Origin of the sequence: Pseudomyxococcus flavus, from assembly GCF_050038885.1 — a bacterium.
Taxonomy (GTDB): Bacteria; Myxococcota; Myxococcia; order Myxococcales; family Myxococcaceae; genus Myxococcus; species Myxococcus flavus.
This window is the reverse complement of the sequence record NZ_CP143624.1, coordinates 3,282,414-3,302,860: the sequence shown is the minus strand read 5'-3', so window position 1 is coordinate 3,302,860 and position 20,447 is coordinate 3,282,414. Positions and strand designations below refer to the sequence as shown.

At 71.7% G+C, this 20,447-nt stretch carries 20 protein-coding genes; 13 read left to right on the top strand and 7 right to left on the bottom strand.

What is annotated here, in order from left to right; translation table 11 throughout:
* Positions 1-41 precede the first annotated feature (41 nt).
* The 5 genes from VZL07_RS13900 (at position 42) to VZL07_RS13880 (ending at position 5,323) form a co-directional block, all read left to right on the top strand.
* Positions 42-1,046: an OmpA family protein gene (locus tag VZL07_RS13900; protein ID WP_426756001.1), complete on the top strand. Its 1,005-nt coding sequence runs from the start codon at positions 42-44 to the stop codon at positions 1,044-1,046.
* A 47-nt stretch (positions 1,047-1,093) separates the two neighbouring features.
* Positions 1,094-2,554 carry an adenylate/guanylate cyclase domain-containing protein gene (locus VZL07_RS13895; RefSeq protein WP_426756000.1) on the top strand — a complete coding sequence of 487 codons (1,461 nt, stop codon included), beginning with the start codon at positions 1,094-1,096 and terminating at the stop codon, positions 2,552-2,554.
* A gap of 54 nt (positions 2,555-2,608) precedes the next feature.
* Positions 2,609-3,025 (top strand): type II secretion system protein GspG, encoded by a 417-nt coding sequence (locus VZL07_RS13890; protein ID WP_426755999.1) that lies wholly within the window; start codon positions 2,609-2,611, stop codon positions 3,023-3,025.
* Positions 3,026-3,204: 179 nt separating this feature from the next.
* Positions 3,205-4,566 carry a universal stress protein gene (locus VZL07_RS13885; protein ID WP_426755998.1) on the top strand — a complete coding sequence of 454 codons (1,362 nt, stop codon included), beginning with the start codon at positions 3,205-3,207 and terminating at the stop codon, positions 4,564-4,566.
* A 166-nt stretch (positions 4,567-4,732) separates the two neighbouring features.
* On the top strand, positions 4,733-5,323 hold the full coding sequence (locus VZL07_RS13880; RefSeq protein ID WP_426755997.1) for a Fis family transcriptional regulator: 591 nt from the start codon (positions 4,733-4,735) through the stop codon (positions 5,321-5,323).
* Between the two features lie 142 nt (positions 5,324-5,465).
* Here VZL07_RS13880 and VZL07_RS13875 read toward each other — a convergent pair whose 3' ends face one another.
* Positions 5,466-5,867, bottom strand: coding sequence for a hypothetical protein (locus VZL07_RS13875; RefSeq protein ID WP_426755996.1), 402 nt, complete (start codon positions 5,865-5,867; stop codon positions 5,466-5,468).
* Between the two features lie 168 nt (positions 5,868-6,035).
* Here VZL07_RS13875 and VZL07_RS13870 point away from each other — a divergent pair, with 168 nt between their 5' ends.
* The gene (locus VZL07_RS13870; protein WP_426755995.1) at positions 6,036-6,497 is read left to right on the top strand and encodes a hypothetical protein; all 462 of its coding nucleotides are present in this window, start codon (positions 6,036-6,038) and stop codon (positions 6,495-6,497) included.
* A gap of 150 nt (positions 6,498-6,647) precedes the next feature.
* On the top strand, positions 6,648-7,079 hold the full coding sequence (locus VZL07_RS13865; RefSeq protein ID WP_426755994.1) for a hypothetical protein: 432 nt from the start codon (positions 6,648-6,650) through the stop codon (positions 7,077-7,079).
* Between the two features lie 129 nt (positions 7,080-7,208).
* Here VZL07_RS13865 and VZL07_RS13860 read toward each other — a convergent pair whose 3' ends face one another.
* Positions 7,209-7,892, bottom strand: coding sequence for an SCO family protein (locus tag VZL07_RS13860; RefSeq protein WP_426755993.1), 684 nt, complete (start codon positions 7,890-7,892; stop codon positions 7,209-7,211).
* 241 nt (positions 7,893-8,133) lie between these two features.
* On the opposite strand from VZL07_RS13860, the gene VZL07_RS13855 reads away from it, so the two are divergent.
* On the top strand, positions 8,134-9,234 hold the full coding sequence (locus VZL07_RS13855; protein ID WP_426755992.1) for a LysM peptidoglycan-binding domain-containing protein: 1,101 nt from the start codon (positions 8,134-8,136) through the stop codon (positions 9,232-9,234).
* A 215-nt stretch (positions 9,235-9,449) separates the two neighbouring features.
* Positions 9,450-10,928: a hypothetical protein gene (locus VZL07_RS13850; RefSeq protein WP_426755991.1), complete on the top strand. Its 1,479-nt coding sequence runs from the start codon at positions 9,450-9,452 to the stop codon at positions 10,926-10,928.
* Positions 10,929-10,938: 10 nt separating this feature from the next.
* Here VZL07_RS13850 and VZL07_RS13845 read toward each other — a convergent pair whose 3' ends face one another.
* Positions 10,939-11,667, bottom strand: a complete 729-nt coding sequence (locus VZL07_RS13845) for a hypothetical protein (protein ID WP_426755990.1) — start codon at positions 11,665-11,667, stop codon at positions 10,939-10,941.
* 218 nt (positions 11,668-11,885) lie between these two features.
* Here VZL07_RS13845 and VZL07_RS13840 point away from each other — a divergent pair, with 218 nt between their 5' ends.
* The 4 genes from VZL07_RS13840 (at position 11,886) to VZL07_RS13825 (ending at position 15,073) form a co-directional block, all read left to right on the top strand.
* On the top strand, positions 11,886-12,311 hold the full coding sequence (locus tag VZL07_RS13840; protein WP_426755989.1) for a nuclear transport factor 2 family protein: 426 nt from the start codon (positions 11,886-11,888) through the stop codon (positions 12,309-12,311).
* Between the two features lie 464 nt (positions 12,312-12,775).
* Positions 12,776-13,642 carry a hypothetical protein gene (locus VZL07_RS13835; protein WP_426755988.1) on the top strand — a complete coding sequence of 289 codons (867 nt, stop codon included), beginning with the start codon at positions 12,776-12,778 and terminating at the stop codon, positions 13,640-13,642.
* Positions 13,643-13,679: 37 nt separating this feature from the next.
* Complete coding sequence (locus VZL07_RS13830) at positions 13,680-14,258, top strand: YceI family protein (RefSeq protein WP_426755987.1); 579 nt, start codon at positions 13,680-13,682, stop codon at positions 14,256-14,258.
* Entirely contained in the window at positions 14,255-15,073 is an 819-nt protein-coding gene (locus VZL07_RS13825; RefSeq protein WP_426755986.1) for a ubiquinol-cytochrome c reductase iron-sulfur subunit, read from the top strand. Before VZL07_RS13830 ends, VZL07_RS13825 begins: the two co-directional genes overlap by 4 nt.
* A gap of 255 nt (positions 15,074-15,328) precedes the next feature.
* Here VZL07_RS13825 and VZL07_RS13820 read toward each other — a convergent pair whose 3' ends face one another.
* The 4 genes from VZL07_RS13820 to rocD form a co-directional block, all read right to left on the bottom strand.
* A complete protein-coding gene (locus VZL07_RS13820; RefSeq protein ID WP_426755985.1) occupies positions 15,329-16,531 on the bottom strand; it encodes a CBS domain-containing protein in 1,203 nt (400 codons plus the stop codon).
* A 110-nt stretch (positions 16,532-16,641) separates the two neighbouring features.
* The gene (locus VZL07_RS13815; RefSeq protein ID WP_426755984.1) at positions 16,642-17,766 is read right to left on the bottom strand and encodes an ArsA family ATPase; all 1,125 of its coding nucleotides are present in this window, start codon (positions 17,764-17,766) and stop codon (positions 16,642-16,644) included.
* A 292-nt stretch (positions 17,767-18,058) separates the two neighbouring features.
* Positions 18,059-19,003 carry an ArsA-related P-loop ATPase gene (locus VZL07_RS13810; protein WP_426755983.1) on the bottom strand — a complete coding sequence of 315 codons (945 nt, stop codon included), beginning with the start codon at positions 19,001-19,003 and terminating at the stop codon, positions 18,059-18,061.
* A gap of 148 nt (positions 19,004-19,151) precedes the next feature.
* Positions 19,152-20,372: an ornithine--oxo-acid transaminase gene (rocD, locus tag VZL07_RS13805; RefSeq protein ID WP_426755982.1), complete on the bottom strand. Its 1,221-nt coding sequence runs from the start codon at positions 20,370-20,372 to the stop codon at positions 19,152-19,154.
* Between the last annotated feature and the right edge of the window lie 75 nt (positions 20,373-20,447).

The window sequence follows — 20,447 nt, the reverse complement described above, 5'->3', positions numbered from 1 at the left end:
GCACCTGGACAGCCCGCGGGCCCTGCGCTCTGTTTCCGCGGATGACGCGCGCATTCCTCCGACTGGCCCTGCTCGCCGCCGTGCTCGGCGGCTCCGCTTCCGGCTGTCGGCATGGACCGGCGCGGAACCCCGCGCTCGACGCGGAGGGTGATGGCGTCCCCAACGGGGAGGACGCCTGCCCCACCGTGCGCGGCCTGGCGCGGCTGCGGGGCTGCCCGGTGCGGGACACGGATGGCGACGGCGTGGAGGACGCGCTCGACCAGTGCCCGCGCCACGCGGGCCTCGCCTCGCGCGAGGGCTGCCCCGTCCGTGACACGGACGAGGACGGCGTGGAGGACGCGAAGGACCGCTGCCCGCGGGTGCCCGGCCTGCTGGAGCGGCAGGGCTGTCCCGTCGACGACCCGGACCGCGACGGCGTGGAGGGCGCGGCGGACAAGTGCCCGGACGAGCCCGGCCCCGCCTCGCGCGAGGGCTGCCCCCTGCGGGACGCGGATGGGGACGGCGTGCCGGACGAGGAGGACGCCTGCCCCGACGACGAGGGCCTGCCCTCGCTGCGCGGCTGCCCGGAGCGGGACGTGGACGGCGACGGCGTGCCGGACCACCGCGACAACTGCCCGCGCGAGCGGGGCGCGGCGGACAACCAGGGCTGCGTCGCCGCGCAGAAGCAATTCGTCATCATCCGTCCGGACCGGCTGGAGCTGCGGGAGCGCATCGCCTTCGCGCCCGGCACGGCCACCCTGCAGCCACGCACCCAGCCGGCGCTCGACAACGTGGCCCAGGTGCTGCTGGCGCACCCGCGGCTGGGCGTCATCGCCATCGAGGGCCACACCGACAACCGGGGTGAGCCGGAGGTGCAGCGGGAGCTGACGCGGGCCCGCGCGGAGGCGGTGCGGGACTATCTGGTGGAGCGGGGTGTCCCGCCGGACCGCCTGGAGGCCTGGGGCTTCGGCCCCGACAAGCCCATTGAGTCCAATGAGACCTCCCAGGGGCGTGAGGCCAACCGGCGGATGGACTTGCGGGTGGTGGCGCCGCGCGCCCGGCCGTGAGCCCCGGGCTCCCCGCATATGGGGGCCGTGGGGTACGCTCGTCCGTCATGAGTGCTTCCAGCCCCTTGTTTGGTGACCTGCTGCTCAAGCTGGGCATCGTCTCTCCCGGCCAGGTGCAGGAGGCGCTCGCGCTGCAGGCCCTCACCGGCCAGCGCGTGGGAGAGGCCCTCATCTCCCTGGGCTACGTCACGCGGGAGCAGATTCAGGACGCGCTGGGCGAGGCGCTCGGGCTGCACCACGACAAGAGCCCGCTGCAGCCCGCGCTGGGCGAGCTGCTGGTGGGCCTCAAGTACGTGACGCTGGCGCAGCTCGACGAGGCGCTCGCGCGCCAGCGCCGCGACGGCCGCAAGCTGGGCGAAATCCTGGTGGAGCTGGGGCACTGCACCTACAAGCAGATCTACGAGGCGCTGGGGCTGCAGAACCGCATCGCGGGGCGCCAGGACCTGCCGCGCCCGGCCTCCGACGGCCGCCGCCGCGTGGTGGTGGTGGACGACAGCCCGCTGGCCTGCGCCTTCGTGCAGGAGGGGCTGGTGGCCCTGGGCTACGAGGTCCTCTGCTTCCAGGACCCCTTCGAGGCGCTGGAGAGCATGAGCCGCCTCCAGCCCGCCATCGTCCTCAGCGACCTGGAGATGCCCGGGCTGGACGGCGTGGAGCTGTGCCGCCGCCTGAAGGAGGGCCCCAGCCACGGGGTGCCCGTCATCATCCTCACCGCCAACGACGTGGAGGCGGAGCGCGTGCGGGGCCTGCGCGCCGGCGCGGACGACTACGTCAACAAGTCCGCGTCCATGGACGAGCTGGCCGCGCGCATCGAGAGCGTGGTGCGCCGCACCGGCGAGACGGAGCGCATGCGCAAGCTCTTCGCCCGCTACACGTCCGACGCCGTGGTGGAGGAAATCCTCAAGAGCGCGGACGCGGTGGTGCTCACCGGCGAGAAGCGCGAGGTGACGCTGCTGTTCGCGGACATCCGCAACTTCACCGGCCTGGCGGAGAGCCTGCCACCAGAGCAGGTGGTGGGGGTGCTCAACCAGGTGCTCGGGCGGATGTCGGACGCGGTCCTCACCTGCGGTGGCACGCTGGACAAGTTCCTCGGCGACGGGCTGATGGCCGTGTTCGGCGCCCCGGTGGCCCGCCCGGATGACGCGCTGCGTGCGCTCCAGTGCGCGAAGATGATGATGGACGCGCTGACGGACCTGCGCATCGAGGCGGAGGCGGAGTGGGCCGCGGGCGGGCGCGAGGGCCAGCCGCTGGCGCTGGAGCTGGGCATCGGCATCAACTCGGGCGTGGTGGTGGCGGGCAACATCGGCAGCACGGTGCGCGCCGAGTACACGTGCATCGGTGACGCGGTGAACGTGGCCGCGCGGCTGTGCGCGCTGGCGGGCCCGGGGGAAATCCTCGTCGGGGAGCGCACGCGCGAGCTGGTGGACGCCAACGAGACGGCCTTCGAGGACCTGCCCCCCGTGCGGCTGAAGGGCAAGCAGCAGCCCGTTCCGTTGTACCGCGCGCTCTGAGTGCGTGCAGTCCGGGCGCGCCTCCCGGGCGGAAAGCGGCTATAGGGAAGGGTCATGAATGCCTCCTCCGATGGAGAGCCCCCTCCGTCCCGCCGTTCCCCCGTGCTGTGGGTGGGGTTCGTCTTCGCGCTGGGCCTGCTCGTGGCCGTCCTGGTGGGCGCGCTGAGCGGCTCCAAGGCCCTGCACGCCGACCGCATCCACCAGGACTTCGAGGTGCTCGAGGAGGCCCTGCTGCGCTACCGGGCGGACAAGGGCACCCTGCCGGAAGAGGCGGACCTCGAAGCGCTGCTGGTGCCCGCGTACCTGCCGTCCCTGCCGCTGGACCCGTGGGGGCGGGCGTACCGCTACACCAGCAACGGGGACAAGGTGTTCCTCGCCACCTTCGGCAAGAGCGATGACCGGGGCGGCTCGGGCGAGGAGCAGGACCACACCAACGACGACGGGCACAAGGCGCCGAAGCGGGCGCCCTAGCCCGCGGGCCGGCGTGCGGGCGGGCCGGCGCTGGGGCAGTCCCGTGCCGCGCGAGCGGCCATGCGCGTCGTGAGGCGGGCCCTGGACCAAGCCAGCGTGGCGCAGGTGCCCGCTTCCTGGCGTCACCATGGCCATCTGTTCCTGCAGGGGGAAGGGATTCCCGAACCTGGAGGGCAGCCATGGCCATCGTCTGCGTCACCAACCTGTCCCCGGAGTCCCTGGCGGCGGCCCACGTGGCGGCGGCCGTGGCGGGGCGGCTCCAGGAGCCGCTGCTCCTGCTGGGCGTCGCGGAGGGCGACGCCTTCCTCGAGGAAGGCACGGGCGCGCTGTCCCTCACCCAGCAGCACCTGGAGGCGGAGGCCGCACGGCTGGAGCCGCTCGCGCGGGTGGTGCGCTACCGGCTGCAGGCGGGCGCGTCCGCCGACGAGGTGCTGAGTGACGAGGAGTGCCGGCGCGCGCGGTGGATTGTGGTGGCCGCCTCCGGCTGGCGCACCTCGGCGTGGCGGCGGGCCCGGGTGCCGGAGCGCCTGTCCCGCTATGGCTGCGCCCCGGTGCTGGCCGTGCGCAGCGACACCGCGCTGACCGACTGGGCGCGGGGACGGAGGCGGCTGCTGGTGCTGGTGGGGGTGCACCCGGGCTCGTCCACCACTGGCGCGGCGGTGTCCTTCCTGCGCGAGCTGCGCCGGGTGGGGCCGTGCGACGTGCTGGCCACCTATGTGTGCTCGCCCATGGACGAGCGCGAGCGGCTGGGCATCCACAGCCCCGTCCACGTGGAGCTGCTGGAGCCGGGGCTCCAGGACATGGAGGCGTTGGACCCGGTGGTGGAGCGCGTGCTGCAGCGCGAGGTGCGCGAACAGGTGGGAGACTTGCTGGGCGAGGGCCGCGTGGAGGTGGTGCTGGAGCCCGGCTTCGGCCGGCCGGCGGACCACCTGATGCACGTGGCGCACACGCGCGGCGTGGACCTGATGGTGGTGGGCACGCACCAGCGCAGCGGGGTGAAGCGGCTGTGGCACGGCTCGGTGTCCGCGGGCGTGCTGCGGCACGCGGCGCAGTCGGTGGTGTGCGTGCCGCCCATGGTGCAGGCGCGCAAGCCGGGGCACGCGCCGCGCAGCGTGCTGGTGCCGGTGGACTTCTCCGAGGCCAGCGCGCGGGCGGTTCTGCAGGCGCGCACGCTGGTGGGGCCGGGGGGACGCGTCCACCTGCTGCACGTCCACCGCCGCCGCCTGGAGGACCGCGGCTTCGTGGACCATTATGGCGTGCTGCCCGAGCCCGCGCGCGAGCGCGACCAGGTGCTCCAGCGGCTGTGGGAGCTGGTGCCGCGCGACGAGAGCGCGCAGACGGTCCGCTGGAGCGTGGAGGGCGTCACTGGAGAGGACGTGACGCTGGCCATCTGCCAGGCCACCGAGCGCGAGGGCGTGGACCTGGTGTGCGTGGGTACGTCGCTGGAGCCCTCGCGGCTGCGGGACGCGCTGGAGGGCGAGGTGGCCCACGAGCTGGTGGCCCGCTGCCGCCGGCCCGTCATGGTGGTGCCCTCCGCCTGAGACGGGATGTTTCACCGCCGGCGGGGGCACCTGTCATCACATGAAAGGAATTGCAGGTGGCCTCCGGCCATACGCGCCCGGCGGGGCACGTGTGCCGTTGAAGTCAGGACCCTGGAAGGCATTAGAATCCGGAAGAAACGCTTTTCCAGACGCAGGGGGGCCGCCAGTGACACCGAAGGGTTATCGCGAAGTGGAGCTCGTCTGTAATCGTTCCTCGCTGCTCATCCATGGCGGCACGGAGGAGGAGCGGCGCTGCTGGGCGCAGGAGGCCGCGCGCAACTTCGACGTGGAGCTGGTGGAGGTGCGGCGCGCGGAGGAGCTTCCGCAGGCGCTCCGGCAGCCCAACGGGGTGGTGTTCATCGCGGACGTGGCGAAGCTGGGGCGGGACGCGCAGTTCCTGCTGCTGCGGTGCCTGCAGACGCAGGAGGAGCGGCCGAAGCTGGTGCTGGGCGTCTCCGGCGCGGCGGACGCGGCGCTGGCGCGGGGCACGCTGCGGGAGGACCTGCACTACCGCCTGCACCGGGCCCAGGTGGACCTGCAGAAGGACGGGCTGCGCGACCTGCTGAAGCGCCGCTGGGCGCAGCAGGCCGAGCAGCTCGCGTTGAAGGCCGCCGAGGCTCGGGCCGCCGAGGAGCAGGCCCGCGAAGCGGCAGCCGCGCGGCGTCCGGGCACGGTGACGCGCATCGCCCCGAAGGCGAAGCCGGTGGGCGGCGCCACCTCGCGCACCCAGGCGGTGTCGAGGAACGCGGTCCGCTGAGGCTGGCCACGGCCGGGGACGACAGGCTCGAAGGTCCACATCCGAGGCAGGCCGCGGCCCGGGGACACAGGTCCGGCGGCCTCCGTTGAGCATGTGCTTCCGGCGCCGGTTGCCCATCCGGGTACGGCCTGTCGAGCCCGCCTCAGTGCCGGTGCTTCTGTCCGCGCTTCGCCTTCACGGCGCGCGCCGCCTTCGTCGTGCTGCGCTTGGCGGCCGCGGTCTGTCCCGGGACGGCCTTGCGTCCCCCCTGCCTGTTCGCGCCCACCGTGGAGGCCGCCTTCGCGGAGGGCGCCCGCCGGCGCGTTGGCGCCGGGGTGGGCTTGCCACTCTCGATGACCCCGCGGGCCGCCTTGGCGGTGCGCCGCGCCTCGGCCGCCGGCGTGGTGCGGCTCCGCGCCGAAGCGCCCCGAATCTTCGACTGAAGGGAGGCCACTCCGCGGGCCGTCACCACCGCGGTGCCCAGGAGGACCTTCGCTCCGCGCGTGCCGGCCTCGACGGCCGCCTCCTTGACCTTGTCCACCAGCCCTCGCTTGGAAATCGCCATGGCGCGCCTCGTCTCCTTGCGGCTGTGCTCGCTGCCGCCCAAAGGTAGTCACGAGCGCACGGCCGTGAAGCGGCCCCCGCTCCCATTCCAAGGTGGGCGGGAATGTGTGAAGCAGGGAAACTGGGCTAGAGTCCGGCGCACTGTCCCATTTTCTTCTCGGAGCAAGACATGTCCCAGGACAACGCTGGAAAGCCGAAGCGCGGGCTGAAGCGACCCATCGAGGTCGTTCGCGCCGAGCTGCTCAAGGACCCGGAGACGAAGAAGATCGCCGAGGCCGTGAGCATGAAGCTCGAGGACTACGTGGAGCTGGTCCTCAAGTACGCCCAGGACAAGGACAAGGAAGCCGAGGTCGCCGTCATCCCGGACGAGGAGCTGCGCCGCAACGGCTTCAACCCGCTCTCCACCGAGGAGGCCGCCAACATCCTCATCAAGGGCATGAAGGGGGAGCTGCCCGGCTCACCGCCCGACTTCGAGGCCTCCAGGTTCACCCAGGACAAGGCGTCCACCGCCGGCAAGCCGTCCCTCAACGCGCCCGTGGGGGCGGTTCCCAGTGGTCCGCAAGATCCGGCGGCCCGCCAGGAGCTGATGGATCAGCTCAAGAAGGGGACCAGCGGCGGCAACCGCTCGTAATCCCTCGTCCCCCAGGGAGGTGCCGGAGGAAAAAATCCAACGGAAATCGGCGAGGAAACAATTCCCCTCCGCTCCCGAGAATCCTCTCGAGTTTTCCTTCCGGAACAAATCCCAGCTTTCCACCAGATTAAGAATTCGAGGAGCACGACCATGGGCGGCCCGATCAACGCAATCAAGAACACGATTGGCAAAGTGGCGAGCACGGTCAGCAAGATTGCTGGCGGCATCGCGAACATCGGCGGCAAGGCCATGGAGTTCCTCCAGAAGCCCCTGAGCTCGCTGGTGGACCCCATCGCGAAGTTCATCGGTGAGAAGGTCGGCAAGCTGCCCCTGGTGGGCAAGTTCCTGGGCCCCACCGCCGAGAACCTGGTGAAGCAGGGCGCCTCGGCGTTCCTGGGCGAGGGCACGCTGGGCAGCCTGGGCTTCCTGTCCAAGATTGCCCCCAAGGTGGAGGACATCACCAACATCGCCACGTCCGTGAAGACGGCGGCGGACAAGGTCGGCGCGTTCGCGGAGAACCCGCTGGGCCTGCAGAACTTCCAGAACATCATCGCGCAGAACCACGCCCGCTTCGTGGAGTGAGGCGCCGCGCCACCCTGGCGCGACCTGGTGGTAAGCCCGAGGGCCGGTCTCCCGAGAACATCCGGGACCGGCCCTTCGGCTTTGCGGGGCAGCGGCCACCCCACGCCGAGGCGGCCTGCGCGCGACGCCTCAGTGCCCCGTCTGGGCCAGGCGCCGGGTGTCGTGGATGAGGCGCTCGGTGGAGTCGCTGTCCGCGCTGTCGTAGTAGCCGCGAATCTGCCCGGCGTCGTCCACGAGCACGAAGTGCGTCCCGTGGAAGATGGAGAGCAGATCATCCTCCGGCGCGCCGGGCTCGCGGCCCATGCTCACCTTGAAGCCCTGGACGATGGTCTCCTTGAGCTGCTCGTAGTCGCCGGTGAGGAAGCTCCAGCGGGAGAAGTCCGCGCCGTGGCGCTCGCCATACTCGGCGAGCCGCTCCGGGGTGTCGTACTTCGGATCCACGGAGAACGACACCAGCTGGAGCCCGGCGCCGAACGACGCCGTGGCCTTCTGCACGCCCACCATCTTCCGCGTGAACTCCGGGCAGATGGTGGGGCAGCGCGTGAAGATGAAGTTGGCCACGTAGGGCCGGCCCCGGAGCTGGGCGCTGCCGAAGGGCTGCCCGTCATGCCGGGTGAAGGAGAAGTCCGGCAGCGCCCCCAGCTGCGGCAGGGGGCCCTGCTGAGACTGGGCCTGCGAGGCGCCCCGGGCACGCAGCAGCGTGACGCCGGACACGGTCGCGATGCCGAGCGCCGTGACGGCGACACCCGCCCAGAAACCCGGGCGCTGCGTGAGACGGGGCCGAGGGGCCGGGAGAACGGATTCAGCGGACATGGCCCCCGAGGTAACGGAACCCTCGGAGTCACACAAGCGCCGCCGCGGGGGTGCGACATCCTGGCTGCTCGGAGGATGAAGTCACGAGTCTGTGACGACCCACCCGTCGTGTCACAATTACGTGATTTCAGTGGTTTCGGATAAGTGTATCCATAAATAACGGGGCTGACGGGGAAACTTCCTCTCAATCGTTACGAAAATGTGGGCACGTCTGCTCTCCGTTTTCAGGAGTCTTCCCCCCGTGACGACCTACTCCGTTCGCAGTGGAGACACCCTCAGCGCCCTGGCGAAGCGCTTCAACACCTCTGTCTCGTCCCTGGCGAAGACCAACGGCATCTCCAACCCGGACCGCATCTACGCGGGCCAGACGCTCCGCATCCCGGATGGGTTCGACGCGCCGCGCAGCTCGGGCGGCTCCTACACGGTGAAGTCGGGTGACACATTGAGCGGCATCGCGGGCCGGTATGGCACCACGGTGAGCGCGCTGGCGAAGGCCAACAACATCGCCAACCCGAACCTCATCTACGCGGGGCAGCGGCTCACCATCCCGGGCGCTGGCGGCGCGGCGCCTGGCCGGCCCTCGTCGGGCGGCGGCTCCTACACGGTGAAGTCGGGCGACACGCTGAGCGGCATCGCGGGCCGGTATGGCACCACGGTGGGCGCGCTGGCGCAGGCCAACAACATCGCCAACCCGAACCTCATCTACGTGGGCCAGCGGCTCACCATTCCGGGGGGCGGTGGGGCCTCTCCGACGCGGCCTACGCCGAACCAGCCCCCCGTGGGCGGCGTGGACGGGCCGAAGCCGCCCACCGGTGGCTCCGCCGGTGTCACGGTGCAGCAGCTCCGCGCGGTGATGCCCAACCTGTCGCAGGCGAAGGCGGAGCAGTACCTGCCCTACCTGAACCAGGCCATGGCCGAGGCGAACATCACCACGCCCAAGCGCAAGGCGGCCTTCCTGGCGCAGCTCGCCCATGAGAGCGGCCAGCTCCGCTACATGGAGGAGATTGCCTCCGGCGCCGCCTACGAGGGCCGCCGGGACCTGGGCAACACCCAGCCGGGCGATGGCGTGCGCTACAAGGGTCGTGGCCCCATCCAGCTCACGGGCCGCGCCAACTACCGTGCCGCGGGCCGGGCGCTGGGCATCGACCTGGAGGGCAACCCCCACCGCGCGAAGGACCCGGACGTCGCGTTCCGCATCGCCGGCTGGTACTGGTCGTCGCGCAACCTCAACACCTACGCCGACGCGGGCAACTTCCGCGAGGTCACCCGCCGCATCAACGGTGGCTACAACGGCATGGCGGACCGCGAGATGTACTACCGCCGCGCGCTGAACGTGTTCTGAGCCCGCGCTCCCAGGAGCCGGTGAAGTGACGCGAGGACCGTGGGCCCGCCGAGGCCACGGTCCTCGTCGCATTTGAGAGGGCGTCCATCCCGTCCGGGAGATGCCGCGTCCGCCGCGGGCGACTTCGCGCGTGGCCGGCGCGGTGTGCTCCCGTCGGAATGGCCCTGGTGCGCGGGCTGCATCCCCCCAGGCCGTTCCCTTCCGGAGCGCGCCTCATGCCACGTATCGATTCGTCCGGCAGTCCCTCTCTCCCCATCGAAGCCGACCCGGCGTCCGGGCCTCCGCCGGCGGCACCCAAAGCCGCGGAGCCCCGCACCCCCTCACCCGCGACGCGCAAGTCCAACGAGGTGCGCGCCTTCGATGGACCGTCCGCGCGCCGCGCCGATGCGCGGGCCCCTTCACCCACGCCCTCGGAATCGGGCCCGTCCCTGTCCGCGGGCGAGCTGGCGCTGCTGGGCGGCCCGCTGCGCCAGCCGGCCCCGGCCGAGGTGCCCCAGGGCGTCCTCGAGGGCATCCGCTCCCACCTCACACGCAGCCTGACGGACTGGACGGTCAGCGCGGAGGATGTGAGAGCGGTGCACGGGGCGCTCGGAGCGCTGTCGCCCGGGGCATATCGGGCGGCGCTGGAAAAGCTGCAGCAGGACGGGCTGCTGGGGGCTTATGTGAAGGCGCAGGATGCGGGCTCGCGGCTCGCGTTCCTGGAGCAGGCCGAGTCGAAGGGCGTGCTCCAGCGCGGCAAGGGGGAGGCGGGCCCGGTGGACGCCCTGGGGTACCCCGCCGTGCCGGACTTCTTCGTCAACGACCGGCGGCTGCCCCCGGCGATGCGGGACGCGGTGAATGCGCACGCCATCGACGTGGGAGCGGGCTTCTACAAGGCGCACGCGGAGTACCTCGACCGGTATGCCAGCGCGGTGGATCAGGCCCAGAGCCGCCGGGAGCTGGGCGCGCTCGGGCCGCCGCGCGCCGCCCAGCTCTCCGAATCCCTGCTGGGCCTCGAATGGAAGGACCCCGCGCGCGAGGACTTCGAGGCGGCCTGGAAGGCCGGCATCGGCCGGCCCGAGTCGCTCAACCGCACCCTGCAGCATGTCAGCGCCCGTGAGCGGGAGCTCTCCGGAGAGCGGGCCGCGGGGACGGTGCGGCTTCACGGCAAGGTGGCCGCTGGAACCGAGGCGTCCCAGTGGTCCGTGAAGGGCTCGCTCGACGCGCGAGGACAGCGCGAGCTCAAGGGGGAGGCCGGCGTCGCCGTGCGCCAGGGGCCCGTGAAGCTCGAGCTGACCCGGGACACGGGCGGCAAGACGGAGGCGACCCTCAAGCTGGACCTGGGGCTCGTGGAGCTCAGCGCCAGCTCGGAGGGAGCGCAGCGCGTCGCGATGGGCATCGGCAAGGCGTTCCAGGTGCATGCGACGCTGAACACGAAGAAGGCCGAGCTCGAAGGCGGTGTCTCCGCGAAGGTGAGGGCGGACGGTGACCAGGCCGGCATCGAGGCTGGCTTCTCCATGAAGGGATTGACGGCGGAGCGGGCGCGGCAGGCGGTCGACCCGGGGCATCGCGGTGTCTTCCAGCTGCCCGCCGAGCTCGAAGCCCGGACGGCCTGGGACGCGCTGCCCGCCCCGGCGCGCGCGGCCTACGCGAAGGATGGCTGGGACCGGGAGGCGTGGACGCAGGCCCTGTCGCGGAGCGGTTCCTCGCGATGAGGGCGGCGCCTCAGGGCGAGACGTCCTGGGGCGCGGAGGTGCTGGTGCCCGGTGCGTCGGGCTGCTTCCTCGGACGCATCAGGAACCCGGCCACCAGGGGCACGTACCAGGGGAGCGCCAGCCACACCTGAGGCGTGTGCCTGCCCATCCCCGTGGCGAGCAGGACCGTCATCAGCCAGAACAGCCCCTGCAGCCCCAGGCCCACGGCCCCGAGCAGCTGGACGCCGGGTGAGTTCTTCCGGGCCCCGATGACGGCCAGCGCCGGAGGGCCGAAGAGGCCGAGCAGTGCTGGCAGGGTGAGCAGGTTCACCTGGCTGAATGAGACGAAGCCGAACATCCACAGCAGCAGGAGCTGCAACTGCACGGTGATGACGGTGACGACGAGCGCGGAGGTGGGCACGTTGATGGTCCGGCCGCGCCCCTTCTTGCGCCGGCTTCCCCGCTCGCGCCGGGCCCGCTCCAGCGCGTCCGGGGGCACCTCCAGCGCATACGGGTAGCCCAGCTCCAGCAGGGCCTCCACCGCCGCGGTGCGCACCGTGGTGCCCGCGCTCCCCGTCAGCACGCTGGCGTCTCCGGGCAGCGACATCAGGGACAGCAGGAAGTCCGCCCTTGCTCGCAGCGCCTCCTCCCCTTCAGGGGGCTGGGCAATGGCTGCGAGGAGCGCGTCCACCTCCGCGGGGATGACGCCGGGCGAGCTCAGGGCCGCACGCAGCTCGGTCAGCGAGGACGGTGCCGGCAAGGCCCCCAGGGACTCCCCAGGGGAATCATCCGCGACGGAAGGAGGCCGGACGTGGGTGGAGGTCATGGCGTGGCGACCGGGGATGCTACCACCGGGCCGTGTCGCGGGCCCTGGCGCGACCGTCCGGGGAGCGAGGGGCCGGGTTCCCCGAGGGGCCACGCGTCCGGTCCATGCGCACCCTCTCATCAGGGACTCTTTCACGAGGAGCGAGGCAGCGCATGGCGATGGAGCGAGCACAGCGGTTCGTGGAGGCACTGACGAAGCTGGAGGAGAGCGGCGACCTGGAGCCGCTCATCGCCCTGTTCAGTGACGACGCCCAGGTGAGCAACGTGGCCTCGCCGCAGGTCTTCTCCGGCAAGGAGGGGGCCCGGAAGTTCTGGCGCGAGTACAAGGGCACCCTCCAGCGGGTGAAGTCCACCTTCCGGAACATGATTGAAGCCGGCTCGCGCGTCGCGCTCGAGTGGGAGACGCAGGGCACCGCCCACAACGGCGCGGCGGTGGCCTATGAAGGCGTGTCCATCATCGAGTGGGATGGTGATTCCATCCGTCGCTTCTATGCGTATTTCGATCCCCACGCGCTCGGCCTGGAGCTGACCCACGGCAACGCGCCGCGCACGGAAGTCCCCGCCACCACCCCCGCGTGAGGCGTGAGGCCGCCGGGGCCGCCCCTTTCCCGGGTGGCGGCCCACGGGCGAGATTCGACAGACGCCGGCCCTCGCGTCCCGCTGTGGGCGCGAGCGGGGAGCGCCGTCTGTCTCCGGGCTCCGGGACGCCGGCGGCGGTGAAAACCGCCTGCCGCCCCTGGCCGTTGCACGACACAGGGTCGTGACCTTCAGACACCTCCCGGTTCGCCCCACCGGACGCTACCGTCAGCCGCCGCGTCCCCGAGAAGCGAACGCCGTCAGGACAGGGGCCGCGGAAAATGATGCCGGACCGCGGGGCTCAGGGCGGTACCGTACGACGCAGCGCGTTTCCGGAAATTCCGGAACGCGGTAGCGTGCGCGACGTCCTCGGAGAGGGTGGGTTGGACATGGTGTGGCGGAGGACTCGACCTTGGATGACCGGCCCTGACCCGGCAGTCTGCTTTGCGTCTACACGGAAAACCCTGATGACCCGCTTTGCTGCCTTCTTCGTCGCCCTGTCACTGATTGCCGCCCCCCACGCCGCCTGGGCCCAGCAAGGCCAGACCGAGCCCGCGAAGAAGTCCCGGGTGGTGAAGTCCTCCTCGAAGTCCAAGGGCAAGACGACCAAGAAGGCCTCGTCGAAGCGCAAGCCCGCGAAGAAGAAGGCCACTTCCAGCAGGAAGAAGGCGAAGCCCGCGGTGGACTCGAAGCGCGCGGACTCGCCAGAGGTGCAGCCCGTCCAGCCCACGATGCAGGTGGAGCCCGCCAGGCCGCTGTCGCCCTCGGATGACGCGCCCACGGTGCAGAAGCCCGGGGAGACGCCGGCGGGTGGGGACGTGGATCCGATGGACTTCGACCTGCTGGAGCCCGCGGAGGCCGCGGCCGCCGCGCAGGTGGATCCGGAGCTGGAGAAGCGCATCGGCCGGCGCCGCACCATGCTGAAGCTGCACCAGGGCCTGGGCTTCGCCATGGCCGCGGGCCTGGTGGGGACCACGGTGGTGGGGCAGCTCCAGTTCAACGACTCGTTCCGCGGGGGCGGGGATGATCGCAACCTGCTCGGCCTGCACCGCGGGCTCGCCATTGGCACCTCGGCGCTGTTCGCCACCGTGGGCCTGCTGGGCGTGTTGGCGCCGGAGCCCTTCGAGAAGGAGTTCCGGTGGGACACCATCACCGTCCACAAGCTGTTCATGGCGCTCGCCACCGCCGGCATGGTGGCGCAAGTCATCCTCGGCATCATGGCCACGGACCGCTTCGGCCGGCTGTCGGAGACGGACCTCTCCACCGCCCATCAGATTTCCGGCTACGCCACGCTGGGCGCGGTGACCGCTGGTGTGCTCACGCTGTTCTTCTGAAGCGCATGCCTTTCGTAGTGGTTCCCTGGAGGTTGACGTGATTGCTCGACGAATCGCCCTGATCGCCACCCTGGTGCTCGCGCTGCCCGCTGTCGCGCAGTCGCAGGCCCGCACGTATGCCGTGAAGAAGGACGCCAGCTCGCTGACCTACAAGCTGAAGCACAAGCTGCACGAGGTGGTGGGCAAGGCGCCGCCCAGCGATGGCAAGGCCCGCCTGCTGCCGGACGGGACGCTCCAGGTGGCGGTGCGCGCCAACGTGAAGGACTTCGACTCGGGCAACGCCAACCGCGACGCGCACATGCTGGAGACCACGGACGCGGCGAAGTTCCCCATCATCGACTTCAAGGGCGTGGCCACCGGCGTGAAGGCGCCCACCAGCTACCCGGCGACGGTGCCGGTGAAGGTGAAGGGCCAGCTCACCTTCCACGGCGTGAAGAAGGCCGTGGAGATTCCGATGACGGTGGTGTTCAAGTCGGAGAAGGAGGCGGTGGCCGAGGGCACCTTCGACATCAGCCTGGATGCCTACAACATCAACCGGCCGTCGCTGCTGATGGTGAAGGTGGACGACGTGCTGGTACTGGAGCCCAAGCTGGTGTTCGAGGTGGAGGGTACGTGAGTTCGACGCGACGCGGATTCCTCAAGGGCATTCTGGGAACAGGCGCGGCGAGCGCGGCGGCCACGACGCTGCCGGGCTGCGCGCCGGACATCAATCCAGCTCCGGTGACGGACGTCACCGCCAGCGAGCTGGGGACAGTGGACATCCAGGTGTCGCGCTATCCGGATTTGGAGCCCGTGGGCGGCGCGCTGACGGTGCGCGTCCCGGGCGAGCAGGTGCCGCTGCTGGTGGTGCACTCCAAGGACGATGGCGCCTCGGACGACTTCTCCGTGCTGTCGTCGCTGTGCACGCACGTGGGCTGCCCCCTGGGCTACGACGGCAAGGACGTCATCTGCCCGTGCCACCTGTCGCGCTTCAACGCCCGGGACGGCTCGGTGCTCCAGCGGCCGGCCACCGTGGCGCTGCAGACGTTCGCGGCGGAGTACAACCCCAACACGGGCGTGCTCCGCATCAACCTGCGTGCGGGCCAGAGCGACTTCCCGGCCGCGGTGAACGGAGAGGTGGTGTTGCCGTTCAGCCAGTTCCCGGAGCTGCGCGACGTCGGAGGCTCGGTGACGGGCGTGCCGTCGGGGTACGGCAAGCGCATCTTCGTGTTCCGGCTGCAGGACGGGTCGCTGTCCGCGGTGGACTCGGTGTGCACCCACGCCTTCTGTGAGGTGAACTACCGCGAGCAGGAGGCGGACCTGTTCTGCGCCTGCCACGCCTCCATCTTCACGCGGGAGGGCGTGGTGACACAGGGGCCGGCCACGTTGCCCCTCAAGAAGTTCACGGTGTCGGAGACGGCGGACGCCATCGTGCTCACTGGCGTGGCGTGAGCCGCGCCTCGCCGCGCGGGTGGGCCTGACTGTCACCGGGCCCGCCCGTCCCCGTCTGCAAGCCCACGCTCCGCCGAGCCGGCTCCACGAGAGGAGTGGCTGGAGGCGCCTCGCTCCAGGGCGTGCTGGAGCGCCTTGTCCGCGAGGCCACGCGCCGCCCATCTCAACCGAGCCGGCTCCAGAAGGAGCGCCTGGACGAGATTCGCTCCAGGGCGTGCTGGAGCGCCTCGTCCGCGAGGCCACGCGCCGCCCATCTCAACCGAGCCGGCTCCAGAAGGAGCGCCTGGACGAGATTCGCTCCAGGGCGTGCTGGAGCTCCTCGTCGTGGTCGGCGCGCAGGGCGATGTCGCCCAGGGAGATGATGCCGACGATGCAGTCGTCGCGCTCCACCACGGGGATGCGGCGGAGCTGACGGCGCCCCATCAGCGCGATGACGTCATGGAGCGAGTCGTCCGGCGTGACGGCCTCCACGTCATCCGTCATCACGTCCGCGACGCGAAGCTGCTCGGGAGAGCGGCCCCCGGTGAAGGCGCGGATGACCAGGTCCCGGTCGGTGACGATGCCCACCAGCCGGCCCCGCTCGTCGACGATGGGGACCGCGCCGCACGACTCGTCCTTCATGATTTGCGCGACGTCCCGCAGGGAGCTCTCCGGGCGGGCCGTGCGCACCTGGCGCGTCATCACCTCGCGGGCGGTGAGGGGCTCGTGCTGCCAGCGGCGGCCTCCCGCGCGGCGGGTCGTGCTCGCCTCGGTGCGCCCTCCCAGGGCGGTGGAGACGGACGTGCCGGGGCCTTCATAGCGGTAGGTGGTGGCCTCGGGGCGCCCCGCGATAGCGGTGTAGACGGACATGCCCACGTGCTGCCCACGGGAGGTGCTCGCCTCGTCATGCCCCCCGCGCGCGTAGGAGGCCGAGTGGCTGGAGGCGGCGTCGCCGGGGCTCCGGTCCGCCCGGTAGAGGGGGCGCGCCTCGCCATGGCGGTCATGGGCGCGTTCGCGTGTCTGGAGACGCGCGTCGCGGGCGGGTTCGGCCCGCGGGCCTTGCCCATAGCCATAGCGGTCCCAGGACCGGTAGTCGGCGCGCTGGCGGGGCAGCTCGATGTCCTGCTCGCCGGTGTCGTGCCGGGGGCCCCAGCCAGTGGCGTAGTGGCTGTCCCGGTCATCCCTGCCGTAGGGGCCGCTGTCCTCCGGCGGCGCGCCGTACACGGCGGTATCCGGCACGTCATCCATCTGGGTGCGAGGTTGGGACATGCGCAGCGTGGCGGCGCGGTAGTAGCGGCCCTGCCGGGTGGAGGACTCTTCGTCGCGGGCCGGGTTCCAGCCGGTGAGGTCGGACTCGGCGCGCTCACGCGAGCCCGGGGGCGCCACGTCCGCCTCGCGGTGGGCGGTGGGCTCGGTGGGGGCCGCGCGCCGCGCGCCGTGCGTCTCGTCCCTGCCGTTGTCCATGCTTCTGTGGGCCATGTCTGTCCTCGGGCGAAGTCGGGTTCAAACTGCAACGCTGGTGTTGAGGGGGCGCGCCTCCAAGGTGCGGGCGTCCGGGCAAGCGGGTGCCCGCCCCGCCGGGGTCCACGTCAGCCCGCGGTCAGGGCGTCTCCCAGGCGCACGAGGCCGCTGAACTCCTCCAGCTCCGCGCCCGTGTCCGGCGCGGCCACCGCGAGGGCGCCCGCGGGGAGGTGCTCGGTGAGGTGGTGGAGCAGGGCGCGGTGGGCCTCCGAGCGCGCCTGCTCGGTGGCGGCCAGCCGGGACAGCGCCGCCACGGCGCGCTCCGCATGGCGGTCTCCGCCCGTGTGCTCCAGCAGGGCCTCCGGCGCCGCGAGCACGTCATCGTGGGCCCAGCTCCGGTTCAGCACGTAGCCCGCGAAGGAGAGGCCGCGCGCCTCCAGCGTCTCGCGGAGCCAGGCGGCCTCGCGCAGGGACGAGGGTTCCGGGGACGTCACCAGCAGGAAGGCCGCGTCCGGTGAGGCGAGCTGCTGGCGCAGCCGCTCCGAGTGCAGCCGCATGCCCGCGAAGAGCCCACCGAAGGCGCCCAGGAAGCCCCGCAGCTCCCGGGTGAAGCTGGCGCCGAAGATGCCTGAGAAGACGCGGTCCACCACCGCCTGCGCGCCGTGCCACAGCCTGCCGCCACGGGCGCGTGGCTCGGGGACGAACAGCGCGACGATGCGCGTGTCCAGGAAGCGCGCCAGCCGGCCGGGTGCGTCCAGGAAGTCCAGCGCGTGCCGGCTGGGTGGGGTGTCCAGCAGGATGAGCTCATAGCGGTGCTCCGCGAGGAAGCCATCCAGGGCCTCGGCGGCGGCGTACTCCTGTACGCCCGCGACCAGCTCGGACAGGAAGCGGTACAGGCGGTGTCCGACAATCGCGCGCGCGGCTTCGGGAGTGGGCGCGAGCCGGTGCACCATGCGCTCGAAGACGGCGCGCGGGTCCAGCATCCACACGTCCAGGCATCCCGGGCCCCGTGGTCCGTCCGCGAAGAGGCGCTCGGGGGACACGGGCGTGGGGTCCGGGCCGCTCTCCTGCAGGCCCATGGTCTCCGCGAGCCTGCGCGCCGGGTCGATGGTCAGCACCAGTGTCCGGCGTCCCGCGCGCGCGGCGGCGATGCCCAGGGCCGCGGCGGTCGTCGTCTTGCCCACGCCGCCCGCGCCACACAACACGATGATGCGCTGGGTGCACAGCAGCCGCCGCAGGTCGCCCGCGCTCACGGCCCGTGCCCCCGGCGGATGTGGCGGGGCCGCCCGCGCGGGGCCTGTGCGCGCATCGCACGGACTCTGGCCGGAGCACGTTCTCCCGGAGCTTGCGCGGGTACGGCGGCACGTCGTGCCGAAGGGCGTCCGCGTGGGGCCGGAATGCGCATCGCAGTGCCTCCTGCGGGAGGGCGTCCGCGCAGGGCCAGCATGCGCATGGCAGTGCCTCGCCCCACGGCGCGTCCACATTGAGCGGGCGTGCGCATGACAGCGCGCCGTGCTCGAGCGCGCCGAGGTAGGGCCGGCCTGCTCATAGCCGCGCCTCATGCCAGAGCGCATCCGCCGGAGACGGCATGAAGGCCCCCGCGAGCGCCTCGGTCAGCGCGAGCCCCGTGGCAGGCAGCTCCGGCAAGGTGAGCAGCGGCGCGCACAGCTCCCGGCGGAGTCGGACGGCGGCGGTCCGGGCCCGCTCCAGCCGCTCCAGCGCGAGCGCTCCCTGGTGTGGCCCGTGGGCCGCGAGCAGCCGGTGCAGCGCGGCGCGCGACTCGGGCGTGAAGGGGTCCTCCGGCATTCGGTTGAGGATGCCGGCCGACAGGGGCAGGGCCAGCCGCCGCAGCTCCGAGGCCACGATGAGCGCCTCGCTGATGGGCAGCGGCTCCGGCAGGCTGGTGAGGACCACCGCCGTGCGAGCCGGGTCCTGGAGGAAGTCGAGCCCCTCCCGCACGTCACGCCCGATGAGGCCTCCGGGCATCAGCGACAGCAGATGATGGGGAAGGGACGCCAGCGCCAGCGCATGGCCGGTGGAGGGCAGGTCGACGACGGCCAGCGGATGGACGAACCGCCCATCCGGCCGGGTGCGCCGGAGCAGGGTGAGCAACTGGTACATCAAGCCCATCTCCCGCAGCGCGGGGCCCGCCTCCAGGAAGCGGCGCAGGGCGCGGGTTCGCAGCGCGGCTTCCGCCAGCCACCGTGCGGGCAGGCCCTTCTCCAGGAAGGAGCGGTGCCCCTCGGACGCGGACAGCCGCACGAAGTGGAGCCTGGGCCGCACCCGCGTCACCCGAAGCCCCGCTCCGCGCGCGCCCACCAGCGCGGCGAGCGGTGAGGGCCCATCCTCCTCGGGCGACAGCTCCGCCAGGAGCACGGTGTGTCCCGCTCGCGAGGCGGCCAGGGCGAGCGCCGCCGCCAGCGTCGTCTTCCCCACGCCGCCCTTGCCCGACACGAGCAGGGCACGCTTGTCCCAGAGGGCTTCGAGCACCGGCCACCGTCCTGTCGCAGCGCCCGCACCGCGCGCTGGTTTCAATACGGTGAGGAAGGTGCGGCGCGGGGACAACCGAGGCGCCGGTGCGGCGGCCTCGGCCCCGCGTCCGCTCGGATGCCCGGACGCCGCGCTTCGAGCGCCGGGCTTACAGCGCCTCGATGACCTTCCGGACGCGCGCGAAGGCCCAGTCCAGCTCCTCCTGGGTGACGACGAGCGGCGGCGTGAGGCGGATGACGTAGTCGTGCGTCTCCTTGCAGAGCACGCCCTCCGCCATCAAGGCCTCGCAGGCGGGGCGGGCCGGGATGTCCAGCTCCACGCCCACCATCAACCCCCGGCCTCGCACCTCCACGATGTGAGGGCTCTTCAGCGTCTTCAGCATGGCCAGGAACTTCTGCCCCAGCTCAGCGGAGCGCTCCACCAGGTGCTCGTCCCGCAGCACGTCCAGGGCCGTGCGCGCCACCGCGCAGCCGAGCGGGTTGCCGCCATACGTGCTGCCGTGCTCGCCGGGCTGGAGGACGCCCATGACCTCGTCATCCGCCATCACCGCGGAGACGGGGTAGAAGCCGCCCGACAGGGCCTTGCCCACCACGATGACGTCGGGGTGGACGTCCTCGTGCTGGAAGGCAAACATCTTCCCCGTCCGCCCCAGGCCCGTCTGGATTTCATCCACCATGAACAGCACCCGGTTCTGCCGGCACAGCTCGGCGACCTGCGTCAGGTAGCCGTCCCGGGGAATCAGCACGCCGGCCTCGGCCTGGATGGGCTCCATCAGCACGGCGCAGGTGTTGGGGGTGATGGCACGCCGCACCGCCTCCACGTCGTCGTAGGGAACGACGGTGAAGCCGGGAGTGAAGGGGCCGAAGCCCTGCCGGTAGCGTGGCTCGGTGGAGAAGCTGATGAGGCTGATGGTGCGACCGTGGAAGTTGTTCTCGAAGACGATGACTTCCGCCCGGTCCTCGGGGATGCCCTTGACGGTGTGGCCCCACTTGCGCGCCAGCTTGATGGCCGTCTCGCACGCCTCCGCGCCGGAGTTCATCGGCAGCGCGCGGCTGCGCCCGGAAATCTCACGCAGCGCCTTGTAGAGGTGCGGAAGCTGGTCGTTGCGGAAGGCCCGTGACGTCAACGTCACCTTCGCCGCCTGCTCGCGCAGCGTCTCCAGGATGCGCGGGTGGCAGTGCCCCTGGTTCACCGCCGAGTACGCGCTCAGGCAGTCGAGGTACTTGCGGCCCTCCACGTCATGGACCCAGCAGCCCTCGCCACGCTCGATGACGAGGTCCAGCGGGTGGTAGTTGTGGGCTCCGTATCGCTCCTCCAGGTCGATGTAGTCGCGGGTGGAGAGAGAGGGCGTGGCAGGCTTGGCGCTCATGAATGTCCTCGGGGGTGGGGTGGGACGCGTGCCTGCGAGTCCAGCACGCACGCGAACATCATCGGCGCGACAACG

Coding starts and splice junctions, on each gene's coding strand:
- VZL07_RS13900 (WP_426756001.1), top strand. CDS start 42: ATGACGCGCGCATTCCTCCGACTGGCCCTGCTCGCCGCCGTGCTCGGC.
- VZL07_RS13895 (WP_426756000.1), top strand. CDS start 1,094: ATGAGTGCTTCCAGCCCCTTGTTTGGTGACCTGCTGCTCAAGCTGGGC.
- VZL07_RS13890 (WP_426755999.1), top strand. CDS start 2,609: ATGAATGCCTCCTCCGATGGAGAGCCCCCTCCGTCCCGCCGTTCCCCC.
- VZL07_RS13885 (WP_426755998.1), top strand. CDS start 3,205: ATGGCCATCGTCTGCGTCACCAACCTGTCCCCGGAGTCCCTGGCGGCG.
- VZL07_RS13875 (WP_426755996.1), bottom strand. CDS start 5,867: ATGGCGATTTCCAAGCGAGGGCTGGTGGACAAGGTCAAGGAGGCGGCC.
- VZL07_RS13870 (WP_426755995.1), top strand. CDS start 6,036: ATGTCCCAGGACAACGCTGGAAAGCCGAAGCGCGGGCTGAAGCGACCC.
- VZL07_RS13865 (WP_426755994.1), top strand. CDS start 6,648: ATGGGCGGCCCGATCAACGCAATCAAGAACACGATTGGCAAAGTGGCG.
- VZL07_RS13860 (WP_426755993.1), bottom strand. CDS start 7,892: ATGTCCGCTGAATCCGTTCTCCCGGCCCCTCGGCCCCGTCTCACGCAG.
- VZL07_RS13850 (WP_426755991.1), top strand. CDS start 9,450: ATGCCACGTATCGATTCGTCCGGCAGTCCCTCTCTCCCCATCGAAGCC.
- VZL07_RS13840 (WP_426755989.1), top strand. CDS start 11,886: ATGGCGATGGAGCGAGCACAGCGGTTCGTGGAGGCACTGACGAAGCTG.
- VZL07_RS13835 (WP_426755988.1), top strand. CDS start 12,776: ATGACCCGCTTTGCTGCCTTCTTCGTCGCCCTGTCACTGATTGCCGCC.
- VZL07_RS13820 (WP_426755985.1), bottom strand. CDS start 16,531: ATGGCCCACAGAAGCATGGACAACGGCAGGGACGAGACGCACGGCGCG.
- rocD (WP_426755982.1), bottom strand. CDS start 20,372: ATGAGCGCCAAGCCTGCCACGCCCTCTCTCTCCACCCGCGACTACATC.